Genomic DNA, 19,796 nt, shown 5'->3' with positions numbered 1-19,796 from the left:
CTAGGGTGCCGTGGATCATCGCATAAAAACGGCTGAAATGACCGATCTTCATTCGAAATACCCTGCGATCAGCGATTTGAGAGACGCAGCGTATCGGCGCATTCCCCGTTTCGCCTGGGAATATCTCGATTCCGCTACCGGTACCGAAGCCACAAAGCAGCGTAACCGCGCCGCCTTGGATCGGATCGGACTGGTGCCATCGATCCTTCATGGGGAAATCGACGTCGACTTGAGTGTCAATCTGCTCAAACGCGAATTGCCGCTTCCCTTCGGTGTCGCGCCCGTGGGCATGTCCGGTCTGATGTGGCCGGACGCAGAAGGCCATATAGCGCGGGCAGCGGCCAAGGCTGGCATTCCCTACACGCTCTCCACCGTCGCCAGTCAGTCGCCCGAAGACCTCGCCCCACATCTGGGTGCCGAGGCATGGTTTCAGATGTACCCGCCGCGCGATGAAGATGTCCGTCGGGACATGCTGGTGCGCGCGCGCTCGGCAGGGTTTCACACGCTGGTGTTAACCGTTGATGTCCCCGTGGCGTCGCGCCGTGAACGACAGACGCGTTCGGGGTTGACGCAACCGCCGCGCCTGACACCGCGCCTGCTGGCGCAGGTTGCCGCCTGCCCCGCATGGGCCCTGGGGATGCCGCGCATGCGGGGGCTGGACAAATACACTGCCAAGACCGCCACCGCGCTGTCATCGACACAGCACGCCGGTTACCTGCTGCGCACCTCGCCGGATTGGGATTACGTCAAATGGCTGCGCGACGCCTGGGAAGGCTCTTTTGTGATCAAGGGGGTGTTACGTATTGAGGATGCCGCAAAACTGGAAGATCTGGGCGTTGATGCGCTGTGGATTTCCAATCACGCCGGACGGCAATTTGATGCAGCCCCTGCAGCCATTGACGTCTTGCCCGGCATGCGTAAGGCGAGCAAACTCCCTTTGATCTTCGATTCCGGTATCGAAGGCGGGTTGGACATTCTGCGTGCCATCGCATCGGGCGCCGATTTCGTGATGCTGGGGCGGGCATTTCACTTTGCGCTGGCCGCACTTGGACCAACGGGCCTCGACCATCTCATTGACCTGCTGAAGAAAGACCTGGAGGCAAATATGGGCCAACTGGGAGCCAGATCGCTGGCGGATCTGCCCCCAACCCTGCGGTTCGACTGACAAAATCCAAGGCTGACACGCGCATAATAGCCGGAAAAATCTCGGCGTCGTTACCGCTAGGTCACTTTACATTTCCGCCTCAAAATGCTGCGTTGCAGCAGAAAGCTCGGGTTCCTACCCAATACTACGCGTTTACGTGGCGCAATAATGTTTCTACACAGGCGCAACTGCCCAACAGCGACGAGGCCCTTCATGACCGAATTCCGCAAAATCCTGATCGCCAACCGTGGCGAGATTGCCATCCGCATCATGCGCGCCGCAAATGAGATGGGCAAGAAAACGGTCGCGGTCTATGCGGAGGAAGACAAGCTTGGCCTGCACCGTTTCAAGGCGGATGAGGCCTACCGGATCGGCGAAGGTCTGGGGCCGGTGGCGGCTTATCTGTCGATAGACGAAATGATCCGGGTCGCCAAAGCCTCCGGCGCGGATGCCATCCACCCCGGTTATGGTCTGCTGTCCGAAAACCCCGATTTCGTGGACGCCTGCGATCAGAATGGCATCACCTTCATCGGGCCGCGCGCGGAGACAATGCGCGCGCTGGGTGACAAGGCAAGTGCGCGGCGCGTCGCCATGGAGGCGGGTGTGCCGGTGATCCCGGCCACCGAAGTGCTGGGCGATGACATGAAAGCCATCCGCGTTGACGCCAAGGAGATCGGTTATCCGCTGATGCTCAAAGCCTCCTGGGGTGGCGGTGGACGCGGCATGCGCCCCATTGAAGCCGAAGCGGAGTTGGAGGAAAAAGTGCTCGAAGGCCGCCGCGAGGCCGAGGCCGCTTTTGGCAATGGCGAGGGCTATCTGGAAAAGATGATCCTCAGGGCACGTCACGTTGAAGTGCAGATATTGGGCGACAAACACGGCGGGATGTACCATCTCTATGAACGTGATTGTTCGGTTCAGCGCCGCAATCAAAAGGTCGTCGAACGCGCGCCCGCGCCCTATCTGACCGACACACAGCGCACCGAAATTTGCGATCTGGGCTACAAGATCTGCAAACACGTGAACTACGAATGCGCCGGCACCGTCGAATTCCTGATGGATATGGAGACGGAGAAATTCTACTTCATCGAAGTCAACCCGCGCGTTCAAGTCGAACATACTGTCACCGAAGAGGTGACCGGCATCGACATCGTGCAAGCACAAATCCTGATCGCTGAAGGCAAAACCATCGCCGAGGCCACGGGCAAGCCGACGCAAGCGGACGTGCATCTGACCGGGCACGCCCTGCAAACGCGGATCACCACCGAAGACCCGCAGAACAATTTCATCCCCGATTATGGTCGTATCACCGCGTTTCGCGAAGCAACCGGTATGGGCATCCGTCTGGACGGCGGCACCGCCTATTCAGGCGGGGTCATCACCCGCTATTACGACAGCCTGCTGGTCAAGGTCACGGCCAAGGCGCAAACCCCTCAAGCCGCGATTGCCCGGATGGACCGGGCCTTGCGTGAATTCCGCATCCGGGGGGTCAGCACCAACATCGCTTTCGTCGAGAACCTGCTGAAACACCCGACGTTCCTCGACAATACCTATCACACGAAATTCATCGATCAGACGCCGGAACTGTTCCAGTTCACGCGCCGCCGCGACCGGGGCACCAAGGTGCTGACTTATATCGCGGACATCACCGTTAACGGACACCCGGAAACCAAGGATCACCCGCGCCCCGGCGCGCATGTCAAAGACCCCAAACCACCAGCCCTCAAGGCGGAACCCATGATGGGCACGCGCAATCTGCTGGAGCAGAAAGGTCCGCAGGCGGTTGCCGACTGGATGAAAGGGCAGCGCCAGTTGCTGATCACCGACACGACAATGCGCGACGGGCATCAATCTTTGCTGGCCACGCGGATGCGCAGCCACGACATGATTAAAGTGGCCCCCGCCTATTCCGCCAATCTGCCGCAACTCTTTTCCGTGGAATGCTGGGGCGGTGCGACCTTTGACGTGGCTTACCGGTTCCTGCAGGAATGCCCCTGGCAGCGCCTGCGCGATCTGCGCGCGGCCATGCCCAACCTGATGACGCAGATGTTGCTACGCGCCTCAAACGGCGTGGGGTACACGAATTATCCCGACAACGTTGTGCAGGAATTCGTGCGCGTGGCCGCGAACACCGGCGTCGACGTCTTCCGCGTGTTCGACAGTCTGAACTGGGTTGAAAACATGCGCGTGGCCATGGATGCGGTCATTGAGAGTGGCAAGGTCTGTGAGGGATCGATCTGCTACACCGGGGACATCAATGACCCCGATCGCGCCAAATACGATCTGAAATATTATGTCGATATGGGCAAGGAGCTGCGCGACGCAGGCGCGCATGTGTTGGGCCTCAAGGACATGGCGGGACTGCTGAAACCGGCGGCGGCCCGGCAGTTGATCAAGGCGCTGAAAACTGAAGTCGGCCTGCCGATCCACTTTCACACGCATGATACCGCTGGGGTTGCCTGCGCCACGATCCTCGCGGCGGCTGAGGCCGGAGTAGATGCCGTCGACTGCGCCATGGATGCGCTCTCGGGCAATACCTCTCAGGCGACGCTTGGCACCGTGGTCGCGGCGCTCAAAAACTCCGACCGCGATACCGGGCTGGACATGGCGGCGGTGCGCGAAATCTCCGATTACTGGGAAGAGGTACGCGGCCATTACGCCGCATTCGAGACCGGCATGCAAGCCCCGTCATCGGAAGTTTACCTGCATGAAATGCCGGGCGGCCAGTTCACCAATCTCAAGGCGCAGGCGGCCTCTTTGGGCCTCGAAGACCGCTGGCCGGAAGTGGCCCGCACCTATGCGGATGTGAACCAGATGTTTGGCGATATCGTCAAGGTAACGCCCTCTTCCAAGGTGGTGGGCGACATGGCCCTGATGATGGTGGCACAGGGTCTGACCCGCGACGAGGTAGAAAACCCCGACACCGAAGTGTCTTTCCCCGACAGTGTTGTCGACATGATGCGCGGCAATCTCGGTCAACCACCAGGCGGGTTTCCGGAAAGCATCGTGAAAAAAGTTCTCAAGGATGAGAAACCCAACACCGCGCGCCCCGGCAAGCACCTCGCCCCGGCCGATCTGGAGGCATTGCGCAGCGAGGCATCCGACGCCATGGAGGGGCGTGTCGTGGATGACGAGGACCTCTCCGGCTATCTGATGTATCCCAAGGTCTTTCTGGACTATATGGGCCGGCATCGCATTTATGGTCCGGTGCGGACCTTGCCGACGCGCACGTTTTTCTACGGCATGGAACCCGGTGAAGAGATCGCCGCCGAAATAGACCCGGGCAAGACGCTCGAAATTCGCCTGCAGGCTGTGGGCGACACAAATGAAGATGGTGAAGTGAAGGTATTCTTTGAACTCAACGGCCAACCGCGCGTGATCCGGGTGCCGAACCGTCTGGTCAAAGCCACCACCGCACAACGCCCCAAGGCTGAGGTGGGCAATGCCAACCATATCGGCGCGCCAATGCCAGGCGTCGTGGCCTCTGTTGCCGCAACGCCAGGTGCCAAGGTGAATGCGGGCGATCTGTTGCTGACCATCGAAGCCATGAAGATGGAAACCGGCCTGCACGCGGAACGGGACGCCATCGTTAAAGCTGTGCACGTGGCACCCGGCGGCCAAATTGATGCAAAAGATTTGTTGGTCGAATTGGAATAGCAATTCGTTCGCGCCGGGAAGTTGCGTTGACGGACGAACCGGTGGTGATGATGACGCATCTAACAATGAACCGGGCGGGGCCTGTGCGCCCCAGCGACCATGAGGAGCCGGAGTTATGAAAATCGCTTCATTCTCCTTCATCGTGCCGGAATATGATCCTGCAATCCGGTTCTTTTGTGACGTGCTCGGGTTTGAGTTGATTGCCGATATTCCTCAAGGCCACAAACGTTGGGTTGAAGTCCAAGCGCCGGGGGCCGAAACTTCCGTCATACTCGCCCGCGCCGACGGCAAGCGCCAGGAAACGATGATCGGGAACCAGGGCGCCGGCCGGGTCTGGCTCTTCCTTGAGACACATGACTTTGATCGAGATCATGCACGATTGCAGGACAAGGGCATCGTATTTGAAGAAGAGCCCCGCGTCGAAACTTACGGCAAAGTGGCGGTTTTCCGCGACCCATTTGGCAATCGTTGGGATTTGATCGAGAAATACATGTGACCCGTCCAAGCCGCCGATGAAACGGGAACAATCCGTGAGAAGTTTTTTACCTAATTGCGGTTTTTCCTCTTGCAGGGCGGAGACCGCAACGCTATCTCACAGCCACCGAAGGAAGCGGGCGTAGCTCAGGGGTAGAGCATAACCTTGCCAAGGTTAGGGTCGTGAGTTCGAATCTCATCGCCCGCTCCAATTTAGACCAACAAACCCAGTTGGTTACGACAAAGGCCTCCCACCGGGAGGCTTTTCGTTTTCATGCAAGTTGCATGAAAACGTGCAAATTCTATGGTTTTTGGCATGGCAAAACCTAAGAACCTCACTGAGAATTTTCGCCTACGCACACGGCGTGATGGCATCTGGGAAGTTGCGTGGACTGACCTCAAGACACATACAGCTAAACGACAAAGTACAAAGACCCGAGACCGCGCCCAAGCTGAGGCGAGGCGAGGTTTCCTCAGATTGTCGCAGATGCGAGGATGATCAAACCACCCTGAGATATGACGGTTGGGTGGATCATAGATACGTACCTAGACGACATCAAACCGGAAAAGACACCGCACCAGTACAACGTGATAAAGTCTCAGACTACGCGACCAAAGGAAAAGTTGGGACCACTCCGCCCTGACCAGATTTTGCAGTCAGTTGTAAACGACTTTGTGGTCTGGCGGCGCATGCACAACCGCTGGGAGAACCACCCTACCCTAGAACCAAAGGTCAACAAGCCTGTCTCAGATTCAACAATTGGCAAAGAACTCAGGTTGCTTCGCGCTGCGATGAACCATGTACATGAAACACACGGACTAGCCTGCGAACCAAAATTCAAGATCAAGGTGAGTGACGGCTTACCACGCAACGAATATCTTACGCGCTCGGAGGTTCAAAAAATGTTGGACCTTTGCGAGGATGATAGCCGCGAGCATATCGAACTTTTCTTGTTAATCTCGGTGGCGACGGGCGCGCGCAAAGAAGCCGTTCTTAGTTTGAAGTGGAACCAAGTACATATCGGTGCATTTTCGCCCGATCCGAATGAGCGCCTAAAATCGGATAGCAACTCTTGGCTCGATTTCGGCGTGGGTAGCGGAAACAAGCGGCGTCCCAGAATTCCAATCTCAAGCAACTTTCGTCTGTGGTCCCATCTCACAATGCCCAAGAAGCACCCTGAGTTCGTCATTACTTACAAGGGGCAGCCGATATCTGACATCAAGGGCGGTTTTGCCAATGTGCTGAAAGAGGCAAAGATCGATAAAAAAGTAACGCCCCACGACATGAAACACACGGCCATTACTCTCATGCTGCAAAGAGGCATTGACCCTGAAACAGTATCCAGATGGACCAACACCACGCTCGAAACGATCTTTCGAGTCTACAGCCACCATATTCCAGACCACCACGAAGCCCTTGGCGATGCTGTCAGTTTCTGACTACGAGTTCATTCTATGCATCTGCTGAGCTTTGTCTTGGCAACGAAGAGGTCGAGAAGACTCGATTCTCAGAATTCCTCCTCAACCCATTAAAAATAAGTACTTTTTGGGGAGCGTCACACAGGTATGTGTGCAGTTCTGTGTGACGTTTTTGCCAGCTCCACATGATGACACATTAGCATCGAGTTCAGTCAGGCAATCTCGGTAGCCCAAGTTCGTCAAGGAACTTATTGTGGCGGTCTCTAGCTTCTCTTGCCTTAGTAGAGGAAGAAACCAATCGCTTGTGGACTTCTGCTAAGTCGATTTTCTTTTCAGGTTTCGCAGTGCTCACATACCTTGAGATATTGAGATTGTAGCCGTTCTTCTCGATCTCATCCATCGAGACACTTCGCGCATAGCGATCGATCTTTTCGGGCCTATCTCGATAGGTCGACAAAATCTCTTCTATGTCGTCAGTGTTTTCGTCCTGCCTTAGGTAGTTTTGCTTCTTGCCTTTGCCGCAGCGCTCGCTGGCATTGATAAAAAGCACGTCTTCTGGCTGCTTACACTTCTTGAGAACCAAGATGCATACAGGGATACCCTGCCCTCGACGGATCAGATTGCGCTGACCGTAAAACAAACCTTTCTGAAAGAGTTTATGGTTATGATGTCAGCTAGCGTCTAAGATGTGCGAAATCATCGCCAATTTCTCACATTTAAATCAATGCTTTACAATCAAATTGCGTTGGTGTAGATAAGTTCTTGGCTTGAGCCTGTCGCGCTTCAGTGCGACCCATTCAAAGCCATATTTTCCTTACTCGAACCAACGCGTCAGCGTTTCAGCTCGCGTGCTGGTATGAGACTAGGGCATCCTCAGTCCTTCATAGAAAACGGGGCCTACGTCCATCAACGTGGCCCCGTTCAGTTCAGGAATACGGTATTATTATACCGTATTTTTGATGCTGATCCAATATCCAACGGTCAAACACGTCTGATTTGAGGAGTTTGCGGGCGGACCACAGTACAGGAAATACAAGCGATGAATGCAACAACACACATAACCATGAATGGTCCGCTCAAGGGCCTGCCAAACAATCCAACTGAAGTACAAATCGGTAAATTCTTCTCCGACAAGATCAAGGCCGGTGTCGACATCGTCGACAAGGAGAAGATCATCGCGGCGCTCGCCAAAACAAAAGTTCTGGGACGAAGAGCGCTCGACAAGCTCTGGAAGGGTACCGAGCGAACGCTTTCTAAGTCGAAGGACTTCGGACTCTGCTATGTCGACATCAAAAACGACTTTCATAAGAGAAACGAGTATGCGCGTGGCCGTGTGATCGCAGCAAACGATTCGAAGCCATTCCTTTTCCAAAGAGGCGGGACACATGTCTCTATATGCCGCGACGAAAACGGGCGGGCATACATCGAAGAGCTGGCGTATGAGCCCTACAAGCAGCGGCTTAACCTAGTGTCACTCTGGCAAAAAACGACGGACGACGGGATCGAAACTCAGATGAGCGTTCCGGATGATACAGCCGAGTTTCTGTATTATGGGGCGAAAGACTACCTACCACCTCTCGAGCGTCTGGCAACCTTCCCATCATTCACTGCAAGTGGGCGGCTTACGCCGCCGGGCTATCAGGATGGCATCTACTATGATCCACCGGTCGGCTTCACTATCGACGAGGTGCCACAACGGCCCAGCGCAGCATCACTTAGTCAAAGTTTTATCGATGTAAGCGATCGATTTCAAGTATATGTTTTAAAACGTTATTTTTCAGACGTTTTTCCTTGCCAAGGTTAGGGTCGGGCGTTCGAATCGCCTCGCCCGCTCCAATCGGTTTCCTGCAAAATCAACTATGCAGACAGATGCTGCCATTTTTGTCAGCCTGAAAAGCAATAGCCCAATTATCTCCAACAGCTTGGCAAGCGAGCTCCGAAAGCGCGGAGCCGCTGGCGGGTATGATGTGCGCGAATAACTTTCAGCCGTCGGCATGAGATCAAGTGTCGCTTGGCCACCCATGGGCATCAATATCAAATCATCAGCAGTCAAGACATCTTTGCTCTCCTAGGTCACGCTGCAAACCTCTGCTTGTCGTTAAGGAAACGGAAGTAATCTGCTGTTTAGACTGCGGAATGCGTGAAATTGAAAACGCGTCCGATCATTGTCTGATAACGGCCCCGAATTTGCCACGATACCGGTTCATACGATCATCAACCAGTCCTGTGGGCCCAAAGGGCCGATCTCCGTTGGGTTACCCACAATAGAAACTGGCGCAGCAACGGTTAAGGGATGAGGTGCCGCGAATGAAAGATATCGATGTAAATTCGGAGTGGCTGATCGAAGACACCGCCTGCCCGATGTGCGGCGGTACGGAGGCTGGGGAGACGCCTTATTCTCAACCCCCGTTCAAAGTTAAATGTTGCAAATCCTGCACGCTCAGCTTTCTCAGCCCCCGTCTCGCGGCCGAAGAAGCCAACAGGTTTTACCAGAGTGACACCTATTTTTCAGGCGGCGACGGCATATCCGGCTACGATGACTACGCAGTTCAGGAGCAGAGTTTGCGGGCAACTTTTCGCAAACTGCTCGATACAATTGAGGCTCAAGGCGCGACAGGCGGCTCGCTTTTGGAGGTCGGCTGCGGACCTGGATATCTGCTGGACGAGGCACGCGACCAGTTCGACACCCTTTCAGGTGTTGAGCTTTCCGCCAGCGCTGCGAAAAGCGCGCGCCAAAGGACGTCTGCCCGGATTTACCTGAGTATCGACGAGATCGAAGACGCCCCGGCTTTCGATTGTATCGTAGCCACACATGTCATTGAGCACATTTATGAGCCCGTAGCGTTTGTCGAAAGCCTCGCCAAACGTTTGAAACCGGGTGGCAGCATTATCCTTGCGGCCCCCCATATGGGAAGCATTTTCCGACGCATCATGGGGCGACACTGGCCGTCGTTCAAATACCCGGAACATATCTCCTTCTTTGACGAAAAAACCCTACCGGATCTCTTTCGTCGCGCCGGGCTCGACGTGGTGGAACGCGTCCCTTACCCCCATGTTTTCCCCTTGTCGCTCGTGCTCGCGAAGTTTGGCCTTCGCGGTCCACGCTGGACAGACAGGATCAATGTCACCCTACCAGCAACAACCATCAGCTTCCGGGCACAGCATCGGAGCAATGGATGACAGATACGCCGCTGCTATCTGTCGTAATTCCTGCTTATCATGAGCAAGAAGGTTTGGTTGAAGCGCTTAATGCCATCCGCCATTTTGCGGATTCGCTGGGCTCGGTCGAATATATCATTGTCGATGACGGCTCTACGGATGCGACCTGGCAGGTAATCCAGCAGATTTCATCTCGGCAAAGCTGTGTAACGGGCCTGCGCCTGTCCAGGAATTTTGGCAAGGAAGCTGCGATTTCAGCCGGTCTGAAAGCCGCCACTGGTGCTGCAGTCATCACGATTGATGCCGACCTTCAGCATCCGCCCGATATGATCCCAGAAATGTTCAGGTGTTGGCAAGCCGGCGCCAAGGTCATTAACACAGTCAAACGCACGCGCGAAAACGAAGGGCCCCTGAAGGCATGGATGACCCGGCGCTACTTCGACCTGTTCCACCGGCTCGCTGGCATTGACGTAGGCAATGCATCAGACTTCAAGATGCTGGATCGCGAAGTGGTGGATTGCCTGAACGCCCTGCCGGAGAGAGAGCGATTCTATCGCGGCCTCGTCGGATGGCTTGGATTTGAACAGCGCACCTTGCTGTTTGATGTCGCCCCACGCGTCGCGGGTAGTGGCAAGTGGTCATCGACCAAACTCATCCGTCTCGCACTGGATTCCATCGTCTCCTTCAGCACAACGCCCATGCATCTGATGACGTTGTTGGGGGCGGGCTTTGCGATCCTGGCAGCGGGCCTTAGTTTGCGCACTTTCTGGCTCTGGATGGCCGGGACTGCTGTCCCCGGGTTTTCCACGGTCATCCTGCTTCTAATTGTGGTTGGATCGATCCTGATGATCGGCCTTGGCATCATTGGTATCTACATCGCGAAAATCTACGAAGAGGTCAAACAGCGCCCGGGTTTCATCGTTCAGCAGAGAGCGCAGTTTCCGGCGGCGCTGGCTCATAGCGATATAGATCAAACGGACCAAGCCGAACCGGTTCCGCCGAGCGGGCCTGTACTTGTTCGAGAAGTGTCGCGCTGAGCGGCGTGAGATATTTATCCTTTCGCCTATGGACGACGTAAATTGGTGCAGCATCATCGAGTGCGCCCAACGTAGCGTGAACGTCCTCGTCCGAGCGTAACCCCAACGGTGTGCCGTAGTACCGAACAGGGCTTGCACGCCCGGTCATAAAATTCAGTTCTGGATTCATTGGCAGTGTCATCAACAGCTCGTCAGGCTGTGCGTTGGTTTGGATAAAGGCGATGACCTGGCGATAGAGCGCTGCGTCATCGGGTTGAATGCGAAGACTGACGCCGGGTAGATCCGCCGCGACGTTCGATCCGCTTCGATACCCGTTCACAGTACCCGCCACGCCGCGTTCGAGCGGTTGCCCGGCTTGAAATATGAGCGCCCAGCCTGAAATGGCACCCAGGAAAATCAGGACAACCGGTGTTGGCCGTATCAAAAGCACGGCAAACATAACCGCCGGAAGCACGAAGAAGAGATAGATCGGGATCTGGTAGTGCAAGGCCCCGAGGCCCCAGAAGATAGCCAGCATCACACTGGGCGCTACGGGCCGTCTGAGATAGAGGTTCAAACTCGCGACAATACCAAGGGATGGCACGCACAACACCAGAGCCAGCCATGCCGCGCCTGACAGGATCGGTACAAGATTCCCGGTCTCCACTATGTTCTGCCAGGCCAGTTGCAGTATCGTCAGGAGACTCGCCTGTTCGATGAACGCCTGACCATTGATCAGCAGCGCGGTGAACAAGATATCATTCACCCAATGAGAAAACGCATCCTGAGACAGCGCGACAAGCGCAAGCGGTGCCCCGGCGGCCAGAAACCCCGCGACAACAAGCGAGACCGTCCGCCCGGCAAAAGACCAAGAGAACTGTGCACGCATCATGCCGATCATGAGAAGTAAGATTGGCCAGATACCAGCCCAGAGCACACCGAACAACTGCTGCTTGGAGATCAGGTAAACGGAGAGGCCCGCAACCGAGACACTCCCGATAACGAATGCAGGCAGCCGGGATTGGCCGGTCTCTCTCGAGGCTTCGCTTAGCAATACGGCAATCAACCCAAGGGCCAGGAAAACGCCGCTCAGCTGCCTGGTAAAAAAGCAAACCCCAACGATGGCACCTGCCAGGAACAATCGCATGGCCGATGCCTTCGGTATTTTCTCTAGACACAGACACAGGCAGAAAAAGGCTCCGAGAGCGTGCCAATTGGCACTCGGGTTCGGGAATTGCACGAAGGAAAACGCCGCTACAGTAACGGTCCCGACAAGCGCAACCCAATTGCCGTGAGAACGGAGCAAAATGTAAACGATCATGCATTGCACGAAGCTGATGAACACCAGCGGGTATCGCAGGCTCAGCAAATCCTCGCCAAACATGCGAAATGCCCAGGCATTCAAAAGGTTGCCGTAGCCACCATGCAGATCAATGATGTCACGATGAATGATTGCGCCTGCATTGGCGCGTTGGGCGACATAGGCATAGACCCCCTCATCCACAGGCCACCAGAATTGGTCATGAAAATTGATCAGGATCGCAGAAACACCCGTCAAGGCAACCGCAAACGCAGCTAAATCGAGACGCGATTCACCCATTCTCGCCAGCTTGCCTAGCGTCAAAAAGGCTGAGAGTGGCTGTTCCCAGTCCCGCCGCGATAACCTGGGTGAGCCCGAATAATAACGCCATCGCAATCGCCATTGATGCTGGAAGACCAATCATCGAGAAAGCTGCGACAGCGGCGATCTCCCGTGTGCCCCATCCGCCTACCGACACCGGAATCGACGCTGCCAGCAACACTGCCGGAAACAGGGCTAACAACTGAGCAACCGTCACCGCTAGGTCTTGGTCTAAAATGAACGACCAGACAATTGCGATGGAAACAAGATGAGCGGCCACGGAAAGAGCCATGGAAGCGAGGAAGATGGTGCCATTGGTGGATGGCGCGACGGCATCTCGCGCGTTGTCGCGCGAGGGGGCGAGACCACTTCGAGGGTAGGCCAACACGGCGACGCCAGATAGTAGCAAGCATGTTGTTACCACGATCCATAATGGAATTATGCTTGGTTCGAGCAAGGCCCCAATCAACACGATAACGCCGAGGGATATTAGCCCGATTATCCGATCGAAAACTCCCACACGCATGGCAGATTTCAGCGTCAGGCCAAATCTGCGTACGAGCCAGATACGCCCTGCATCTCCCATCAGCGAGGTGGGCAATAGCATATTCGCCAACGTGGAGGCGAATGTGAGACGCGTTGCGTCCATGCCGCCAATTTTGGCGCCCGAAGCACGGGCAATGATAATGAACCGCAATGATGCCAGCAAAATGATCACGACATGCAGTATGATCATCACAGCAAAGGTGGACCATGAGACAGCGATGATATGCGCCCGGACTTGTTTGAGATCGACCAAACCTGCGGCCAGAAACGCCAAGCAGGCGAAGCTGGCCAATCGCAGACCGATACCAAATCGTTTGCTCTTTATTTTGGTATCAGCGCGCGCCTGAAGTTTTTGCGCAAAATTTGGAAGCGGCAATTCGTCTTGCCGCGATCCACCGCCTGCTGCGCCTTCCGACATAAGCCGCGCCTGTGTCATTCGATCAGCCTTCTAGATCGAGCGTCTTTTGCATCTTGGGTTTGCGTAGCTTCCAGATTTTGCTGTCGACCATATAGTGATGGAAATTGACAATCTGATAGAGCACGATCGTCGCGGACAGCCCTGCAAAAAACAACCAGTCGATGGTCCTTAAAACACCCCAATAGACAACACCGGTGATCGCCACGCAGGTCAGAAGGTAGAGCCACAGGCGCCCGGATTGGGAAATGTAGGACAAGAATTTGGCATCGGGATCAACGCCGCCGCTGAAACGTTTGTTGTTATACATCCAGACGAAGAGAATGTATTGCGCGTTGTGCCAGATATTGATCATCAACCAACCCAGGGTGATGTCGCTTGTCGCGACATAGGCGAGATAGAAGATCGCAAAATGCGTCATCATGTACATGGTGTGCACAATCGCCAGACGTCCTTCCGCGGTCGCTCTGACTCGCGCGATGAGCCAATAGATCAATAGCCCCATCGCGACATATCCGGAAAGATCCGCCAGAAGGGGAGGAACCGGAAACGACCAAAGCTCCATGCCAATGAATGTTGGATGCTGCTCCGCAGATCGGCTCAGAATACCAAATACCGGCACCGCGTAAAAAATTGCCTGATCCAGCCAACCATCCTCATAGCTGGCCTCTCTATCCTTGCCGCGGTAAGCTCTTGAAATTCCCCAGCTTTGCCGAGTGTAGTGATACCACTGCCAATAGAAATAGATGGTCACGACGACCCAAAGCCCCGCGATCCAGACAACCCCCAGCGTGGCGACAATCACAATCGGCAACAACCCGACCATCAAGAACCGGTGTTCCTGGAAACTCTCTTTGTCGAAACAAATCCGCGTAAAGGTGGAGATGACATGGTGATACCCCAAAAACCACAGATCGATCACGAGGATGGGATAGAAAAGGCTTGGTTCAACCAGAATGACGAGGGCCGTTATACAGGATAAAGCCAGAAGCCCGAAGATGAATCCGGTATCAAATCGGGCGTTACGTATCCACGGTAATTCCGCGTATGATTGGGTGGGGACTGCCGTATCGGTCACTGCTGCTTTCCTCAAAATTTATTATTGTTAGCCTGACAAAGGTTTCGTTTTCGTATCCAAGGAAAATGGCAAGTTTCAGGCATTTAAACGACAATTGTCATGTATTGTTCAGTCGTGTTGCGCGGCCCCGAGAGAGGCCGGTCGATAAAGCGATGCAGGAGTATTTGCGAGCCCGAAAACCGCCCTGCGCCGCGTTTGGGAGAGTATTTCCGGCAGCGACAGTTTGTCCGACGACGGCCTTTGAAAGGCCCTATCCACGAACGAACAAAGCACCGAAAATCAACCTTAACTTGATTTTTATGCGGAAAATTGGCAATATCTGGCTTTTTTTAAGGAGGATTTTCCATGGCCAGGTTTGAAATTGTACCGCATTTAAATTTTTTCAGCAGAAAGGAATGGGTCACGAATAACGTGTTACCCAGACTTGGTGGCAAAGTTGACCGCAATGATCGCACACATGTGTTCATCCACCACACTGTGACGCCGGATTCTGATAGCACTCCCAACATCTGGGAAACGGAAGACGAAATTTTTGATCGGATGCGCAAATTGCAAGTCATCCGACCCACGCTTGGTCTGGATATTCCCTACAATTTCGTGGCCTTCATCATGGATAACGGTGATCTGAACATTTGCGAGGGTCGTGGCGAAGATCGCACCGGCGCTCATACAAAGGGTCACAACACACAGGCGATTGCGGTGTCTTTCGCAGGGAATTTTGAGGATCTCTCCGTCGATGGTGCTGATCTCAAAGGTAAGATGAGGCTTCTGTCTTTCTTCCTCGGTTGGCTTAAGTTCGACCCAAGTCACCCGGATTACGGGCAGTTCAAGGAAATGAAAAATCTCGGCTCTCTTGCGCCCAGCGGCAGAAAAGTATTTGCTCACGGCGATGTAAAGGCGACGGCATGCCCTGGTAGGAAAATCGTGCGCCACTTGGACGAGGTAGATTTTCTTGATCCCAAAAACGCGTAAATTTTTCGGCTGGGTCGTGTGCAGCGTCGTCCTGGGCACCGGTAGCATTCTCGCCGCAGACACCGACGTACTTGACGGTTACCGGGTTGTGGCCTTGCCGCAGATTGATCTTTCCAGCCAAACACCGCTGGCGCTGGCGGATGATTTCCTAAGCTTTGTTGGCGTGGATATCGCCGAAACAGAAATGTCTTTGAGCGTTGAGAAAACGCCCAAAGGCTATCTCTTCGACTTCCATCTCAGAGGCTATCTTGATGACAGTCTTGCCGGTGAGAACTACCGGATGCTGGTGAAAAAACACGCATCACGTTACTTCGTCTCCCACGCCGGAGTTCAATATATCTGCGCGCGTGGCGCAAATACGACGGAACCGCAGGTGGCATACTGCCCCTAGAGCCCCAATCCGATCAGCGCAGGCCCCGCAACGCGTCCGCCAGACGGTCCGCTGGTTCTACGACCGTGTTGAATTGAAGACGTGGATTGCCCTCAACATATTGCGGATCAAATATCGCAACATTGAAGAAGCAGGCGGGCAATGGGCCCTCACCTGACGCCCCGGCGCTTGCACAGGAGGTGCTGCTGCCTGCGCGCACATTGAATGACGCACCAGACCCGATTTCGACCGCTACAACGCTGTTGGGGTCGGAGGCGTTTGCCCCGCCGATACGCAGCTCAGAATCCTCGGCCCGAATGACCGATCTGACCAGAACCAATCGGAACGCCTGGTCCCGCGGGCGCAACAAGACATCCGGATCGGTGCCTTCTGTGACCATTTCAGTGACGTAATTCGCCAAGGCGGTGACGAGGTTCTTGTAGTCCTCACGTACCGCCGATTGAGCGGTGAACGCTGCCTGCGCTCCGACCTGCGCGCGAACCAGATCCTGATTGCTGCCAACCGGAATACCGCTGAGTTCGATTGCGGAAACGTTAGAAGATGAGATATTGGCAGGTGCCGGGCTGCCGCCAACCGGCGTCAGGTTCAGCACGTCGAGAAAGCTTAACTCGTTGGTCGCCGTATTCCATAAAAAGAGCGAACCCGGCTCGAACAATCCAGCATTTTGCGTCCCCAAACTGCCAGCGTTAGAATACTGGAAATTGGCTGTGACGCGTTCTGCGGTCGTGCCGCACGCCCCCAGAGCCGCAAGAAGAGTAAGAAAGCGCAAACTTTTGATCATGGAAAATTCCCCCTAAAATAGAACAACCTTAGGGTACATCTCCCGCGTCTGTCTAGAAAAACCGCGTTTGGGGCCCGTGTCGAAGCGACCGATTGCCCCCTACCCGCCAATCAATTGATTGGAAACTGCACAAGACACTGGTTGGCATAGCGTTCGAAATCCTCGAAAGTCTCGATAACATCGCGCCGGTCCCGCACGATCCGCAGCGCTTCCTTTTTCTGCCGCCACGTCCCGCTGACGTGACGATCCAGAATGCGGACCGTAATATCGAGCATGATCTCTTTTTCCGCTTCACCCAGACGACCCGACGATTCCAGCGCCACGGCCGTGAAGGCCAGCGTATTGGCACAGCGCAAAGCCGCGGCTTCCTGACCGCTGTAGGTTCGCTGCTCGGCGCTAACCGCACCGGCCCCGACCGACAATACCGTCAGGCCTGAAAGGAGGGCGCGTCTCAAAAGACTTTGAACGTCATGGTCGTCAAGGACCGTTCGATTCCTTTGATATCAAGCAATTTGTCGTTGATGTACTTGCCCACATCCTCCTCCTTGGGGATGTAGAGTTTCATAAGCAAATCGAAATCTCCACTCGTTGAATATAGTTCGGAGTGGATTTCGCGCAGCGCGATTTCTTCGGCCACACGGTAGGTTTTGCCGGGCGTGCAACGGATTTGAATAAAGACGCAGGTGGCCATGAATGCTCCTCGAACGGGCCTTGCGCCCTACCCTTAAGCTGACATATCCGGCACAGGGGCTGCAATCCCGAATGTCGCGTCTTGGCCTGCTGTGACAGCCTGTTATAAGAGCGCGCGAAAGCACTTGCCCGGAGGCTTACATGCGTAGCCACAAACTGACCCGCTCGACCGCCGAGACAGATATCACCGTCGCGATCAATCTTGACGGGACGGGCACCTATGACAACCAGACAGGTGTTGGGTTCTTTGATCACATGCTGGACCAGCTGGCGCGCCATTCGCTGATCGACATGACCATTCGTGCAACCGGGGATCTGCACATCGACGACCACCACACTGTCGAAGATACGGGCATCGCATTAGGACAGGCGCTGAGTGCCGCCCTCGGCGACAAACGCGGTATCCGCCGGTACGGATCCTGCCTGTTGCCGATGGACGATGCGCTGGTGCGCACAGCGCTGGATTTGTCCGCGCGTCCCTTCCTGATCTGGAATGTGGATTTGCCGACACCGAAAATCGGCAGCTTTGATTGTGAGCTGATACGAGAATTCTTTCAGGCATTGAGCACCCATGGTGGCATCACGCTACATGTCGACCTGCTGCACGGGCTGAACAGTCATCACATCGCCGAGGCCGCGTTCAAATCCGTTGCGCGGGCATTGCGGGACGCGGTTGAAGTTGACCCGCGCAAAGCAGATGACATCCCCTCCACCAAGGGCGCTCTCTGACGTGCTTACCGCCATTATCGACTACGAAAGTGGTAACCTTCATTCCGCACATAAAGCCTTTGAACGGATGGCGCGTGAAACCGGAGCCGGAGAGGTTATCGTAACCGCAGACGCGGATGTCGTTGCCCGCGCCGACCGGATCGTTCTGCCCGGCGATGGCGCTTTTCCGGCCTGCATGGCAACGCTCAAGGGACACTCCGGCCTCTATGCGGCCATGATCGAGGCTATTGAAAACAAGGGTCGCCCGTTCATGGGTATCTGTGTGGGCATGCAATTGATGGCCACGTGGGGTCGCGAATATCGCGACACACAAGGGCTCGACTGGGTCGCGGGCGAGGTGATCAGAATAACACCGGATAACCCCTGCCTCAAAGTGCCGCATATGGGATGGAATGATCTGATCCTTGACACCGATCACCCTGTATTTGAAGGTATCAGCACCGGGGATCATGCCTATTTCGTCCATAGCTTTCACATGGCCGTCACGCATGCATCACAAAGGCTTGCGCATGTCGACTTCGGCACCGAGGTCACGGCGGTGGTCGGCACAGAAACCATGATCGGTTTGCAGTTTCACCCCGAAAAAAGCCAGGCGACCGGCTTGCGCATGATCTCAAACTTTCTGAATTGGAAGCCGTGATCGCGTTCTTTGCAGCTCGAGCTAATCCACCGCCCGGGTGGGTGTCACCACCGGCGGGGCACCATAGGCCACGGAGTTGCCATGCTCGTCCCGCAATGACCATCGCGCGGCGAAGAGGTAATAGCTGCGCGTTTCCCAACCGGCCTGATCACGTTGGAACCGTGGCCGCCAGGCCCCTTCGATCATCACCGGCAGGCGCACAGCATCGATGTCTGGTTTCTCTTCACCCATTTTTGCGGCAACACTAACGGCATGGGTGCGCAGGGCGCGCAATTGTCCCTCAAGCGGTCCGATCTCTTTCGTACGGCGACCGGCAAAACAAACTTCTATCTCGATATTGCCCTGAACGAATCCGCGCACAACAAGATCGTTGCGCGAGTTCCGCGTCGTCTGTGGGACGAGTTCCACAGCAATCTGACCGACCTTGTTCTTGAACAGGCCCGCGTCTTCATACTCTGGCGTCACTTCAGAGGCTGGTTTGCGTCGATGCGGCATTTATTGGCCCGGTAAGAGTTTGGACAATTGACCCCAGCAACCGCAAACGGCCGATGGGGCTTCGCCAATGTCTTAATGCATGACCTCTTAATGAAGCGTTGAACGCCGCATCATCATCGCCAACCGGACCCTCTCCAATGCGGTCGGCTACTTCACCCGCGCCCAAGTCTGTTTGGAACAAAGCAGACCACCAGCAATACAGCCTGACAGCTTCATCTGATCACCGTTCAAAGCAATCTTGCCGATATAGATCTTGTCGTTCGACGGGCGCCAGACCTTGCCGGTGTATTTGCCATTGCCCTGTGCTGCCATATCAATCACCAGGGTCTTGCCGATGTTGGGGGACGCATATTCGCCCGCCTCATTGAATGTACGGTCAATCTTGCCGCAGAAATTCGGGCCGCAGGGCGCGATCTCGACCAGCGCGAAAGCCCCTTCGTCTGCCTGGGTCTGCCAAGTGCCCTCAATGGGGTCCGCGAAGACGGCACCTCCCAGTGTCGCGAAAAGCGTCGCCATTATGATGTTTTTATTCATGATACATCCTCCTGTTGCGCGCAGCTTTGGAGATACTG

19 protein-coding genes and 1 tRNA gene are annotated in these 19,796 nt (G+C 55.2%); 12 read left to right on the top strand and 8 right to left on the bottom strand.

Annotated elements, in window-relative coordinates; translation table 11 throughout:
- Positions 1-37 precede the first annotated feature (37 nt).
- The 5 genes from ACOTTU_RS01830 (at position 38) to ACOTTU_RS01810 (ending at position 6,712) form a co-directional block, all read left to right on the top strand.
- On the top strand, positions 38-1,165 hold the full coding sequence (locus ACOTTU_RS01830) for an alpha-hydroxy acid oxidase (RefSeq protein ID WP_425655846.1): 1,128 nt from the start codon (positions 38-40) through the stop codon (positions 1,163-1,165).
- A 192-nt stretch (positions 1,166-1,357) separates the two neighbouring features.
- Positions 1,358-4,798, top strand: a complete 3,441-nt coding sequence (locus ACOTTU_RS01825; RefSeq protein ID WP_425655845.1) for a pyruvate carboxylase — start codon at positions 1,358-1,360, stop codon at positions 4,796-4,798.
- Positions 4,799-4,913: 115 nt separating this feature from the next.
- Positions 4,914-5,294 (top strand): VOC family protein, encoded by a 381-nt coding sequence (locus ACOTTU_RS01820; RefSeq protein ID WP_425655844.1) that lies wholly within the window; start codon positions 4,914-4,916, stop codon positions 5,292-5,294.
- Between the two features lie 114 nt (positions 5,295-5,408).
- A tRNA-Gly gene (locus ACOTTU_RS01815) sits at positions 5,409-5,483 on the top strand.
- Positions 5,484-5,923: 440 nt separating this feature from the next.
- On the top strand, positions 5,924-6,712 hold the full coding sequence (locus ACOTTU_RS01810; protein WP_425655843.1) for a tyrosine-type recombinase/integrase: 789 nt from the start codon (positions 5,924-5,926) through the stop codon (positions 6,710-6,712).
- A 187-nt stretch (positions 6,713-6,899) separates the two neighbouring features.
- Here the strand turns inward: ACOTTU_RS01810 and ACOTTU_RS01805 are convergent, their stop codons facing one another.
- Positions 6,900-7,331, bottom strand: coding sequence for an N-6 DNA methylase (locus ACOTTU_RS01805; protein WP_425655842.1), 432 nt, complete (start codon positions 7,329-7,331; stop codon positions 6,900-6,902).
- 399 nt (positions 7,332-7,730) lie between these two features.
- Here ACOTTU_RS01805 and ACOTTU_RS01800 point away from each other — a divergent pair, with 399 nt between their 5' ends.
- The 3 genes from ACOTTU_RS01800 to ACOTTU_RS01790 all read left to right on the top strand — a co-directional run bounded on the left by ACOTTU_RS01800 (position 7,731) and on the right by ACOTTU_RS01790 (position 10,887).
- Positions 7,731-8,495 (top strand): hypothetical protein, encoded by a 765-nt coding sequence (locus tag ACOTTU_RS01800; RefSeq protein ID WP_425655841.1) that lies wholly within the window; start codon positions 7,731-7,733, stop codon positions 8,493-8,495.
- Between the two features lie 503 nt (positions 8,496-8,998).
- A complete protein-coding gene (locus ACOTTU_RS01795) occupies positions 8,999-9,871 on the top strand; it encodes a class I SAM-dependent methyltransferase (RefSeq protein WP_425655840.1) in 873 nt (290 codons plus the stop codon).
- Positions 9,868-10,887 (top strand): glycosyltransferase family 2 protein, encoded by a 1,020-nt coding sequence (locus ACOTTU_RS01790; protein ID WP_425655839.1) that lies wholly within the window; start codon positions 9,868-9,870, stop codon positions 10,885-10,887. Before ACOTTU_RS01795 ends, ACOTTU_RS01790 begins: the two co-directional genes overlap by 4 nt.
- Before the next feature lie 1,571 nt (positions 10,888-12,458).
- Here ACOTTU_RS01790 and ACOTTU_RS01785 read toward each other — a convergent pair.
- Entirely contained in the window at positions 12,459-13,451 is a 993-nt protein-coding gene (locus ACOTTU_RS01785) for a lysylphosphatidylglycerol synthase transmembrane domain-containing protein (RefSeq protein ID WP_425656443.1), read from the bottom strand.
- Between the two features lie 22 nt (positions 13,452-13,473).
- Positions 13,474-14,526 (bottom strand): hypothetical protein, encoded by a 1,053-nt coding sequence (locus ACOTTU_RS01780; RefSeq protein ID WP_425655838.1) that lies wholly within the window; start codon positions 14,524-14,526, stop codon positions 13,474-13,476.
- 345 nt (positions 14,527-14,871) lie between these two features.
- Between ACOTTU_RS01780 and ACOTTU_RS01775 the strand changes: the two genes are divergently transcribed.
- Both ACOTTU_RS01775 and ACOTTU_RS01770 read left to right on the top strand, forming a co-directional pair.
- The gene (locus ACOTTU_RS01775; protein ID WP_298913109.1) at positions 14,872-15,498 is read left to right on the top strand and encodes an N-acetylmuramoyl-L-alanine amidase; all 627 of its coding nucleotides are present in this window, start codon (positions 14,872-14,874) and stop codon (positions 15,496-15,498) included.
- Between the two features lie 16 nt (positions 15,499-15,514).
- Positions 15,515-15,889: a hypothetical protein gene (locus ACOTTU_RS01770; protein ID WP_425655837.1), complete on the top strand. Its 375-nt coding sequence runs from the start codon at positions 15,515-15,517 to the stop codon at positions 15,887-15,889.
- Between the two features lie 13 nt (positions 15,890-15,902).
- Here ACOTTU_RS01770 and ACOTTU_RS01765 read toward each other — a convergent pair whose 3' ends face one another.
- From ACOTTU_RS01765 to ACOTTU_RS01755, 3 genes are all read right to left on the bottom strand, one after another.
- Entirely contained in the window at positions 15,903-16,670 is a 768-nt protein-coding gene (locus tag ACOTTU_RS01765) for a hypothetical protein (protein WP_298913115.1), read from the bottom strand.
- 110 nt (positions 16,671-16,780) lie between these two features.
- Positions 16,781-17,125, bottom strand: coding sequence for a hypothetical protein (locus ACOTTU_RS01760; protein WP_425655836.1), 345 nt, complete (start codon positions 17,123-17,125; stop codon positions 16,781-16,783).
- Entirely contained in the window at positions 17,122-17,361 is a 240-nt protein-coding gene (locus ACOTTU_RS01755; RefSeq protein ID WP_425655835.1) for an Lrp/AsnC ligand binding domain-containing protein, read from the bottom strand. The genes ACOTTU_RS01760 and ACOTTU_RS01755 overlap by 4 nt, the downstream gene beginning before the upstream one ends.
- Positions 17,362-17,501: 140 nt before the next feature.
- Here ACOTTU_RS01755 and hisB point away from each other — a divergent pair, with 140 nt between their 5' ends.
- Both hisB and hisH read left to right on the top strand, forming a co-directional pair.
- On the top strand, positions 17,502-18,089 hold the full coding sequence (hisB, locus tag ACOTTU_RS01750) for an imidazoleglycerol-phosphate dehydratase HisB (RefSeq protein WP_425655834.1): 588 nt from the start codon (positions 17,502-17,504) through the stop codon (positions 18,087-18,089).
- 1 nt (position 18,090) lies between these two features.
- Positions 18,091-18,729 carry an imidazole glycerol phosphate synthase subunit HisH gene (gene hisH / locus ACOTTU_RS01745; protein WP_425656441.1) on the top strand — a complete coding sequence of 213 codons (639 nt, stop codon included), beginning with the start codon at positions 18,091-18,093 and terminating at the stop codon, positions 18,727-18,729.
- 21 nt (positions 18,730-18,750) lie between these two features.
- On the opposite strand, the gene ACOTTU_RS01740 is transcribed toward hisH, so the two are convergent.
- Both ACOTTU_RS01740 and ACOTTU_RS01735 read right to left on the bottom strand, forming a co-directional pair.
- Entirely contained in the window at positions 18,751-19,224 is a 474-nt protein-coding gene (locus ACOTTU_RS01740) for a hypothetical protein (RefSeq protein ID WP_298913124.1), read from the bottom strand.
- 147 nt (positions 19,225-19,371) lie between these two features.
- Positions 19,372-19,758, bottom strand: coding sequence for a DUF2147 domain-containing protein (locus tag ACOTTU_RS01735; protein WP_298913127.1), 387 nt, complete (start codon positions 19,756-19,758; stop codon positions 19,372-19,374).
- Positions 19,759-19,796 lie beyond the last annotated feature (38 nt).

This window comes from Roseobacter sp. EG26 (assembly GCF_049830555.1).
Classification (GTDB): domain Bacteria; phylum Pseudomonadota; class Alphaproteobacteria; order Rhodobacterales; family Rhodobacteraceae; genus Roseobacter.
Note: the sequence above shows the minus strand (reverse complement) of the source record. Positions and strands in the feature narration are given on the sequence as shown.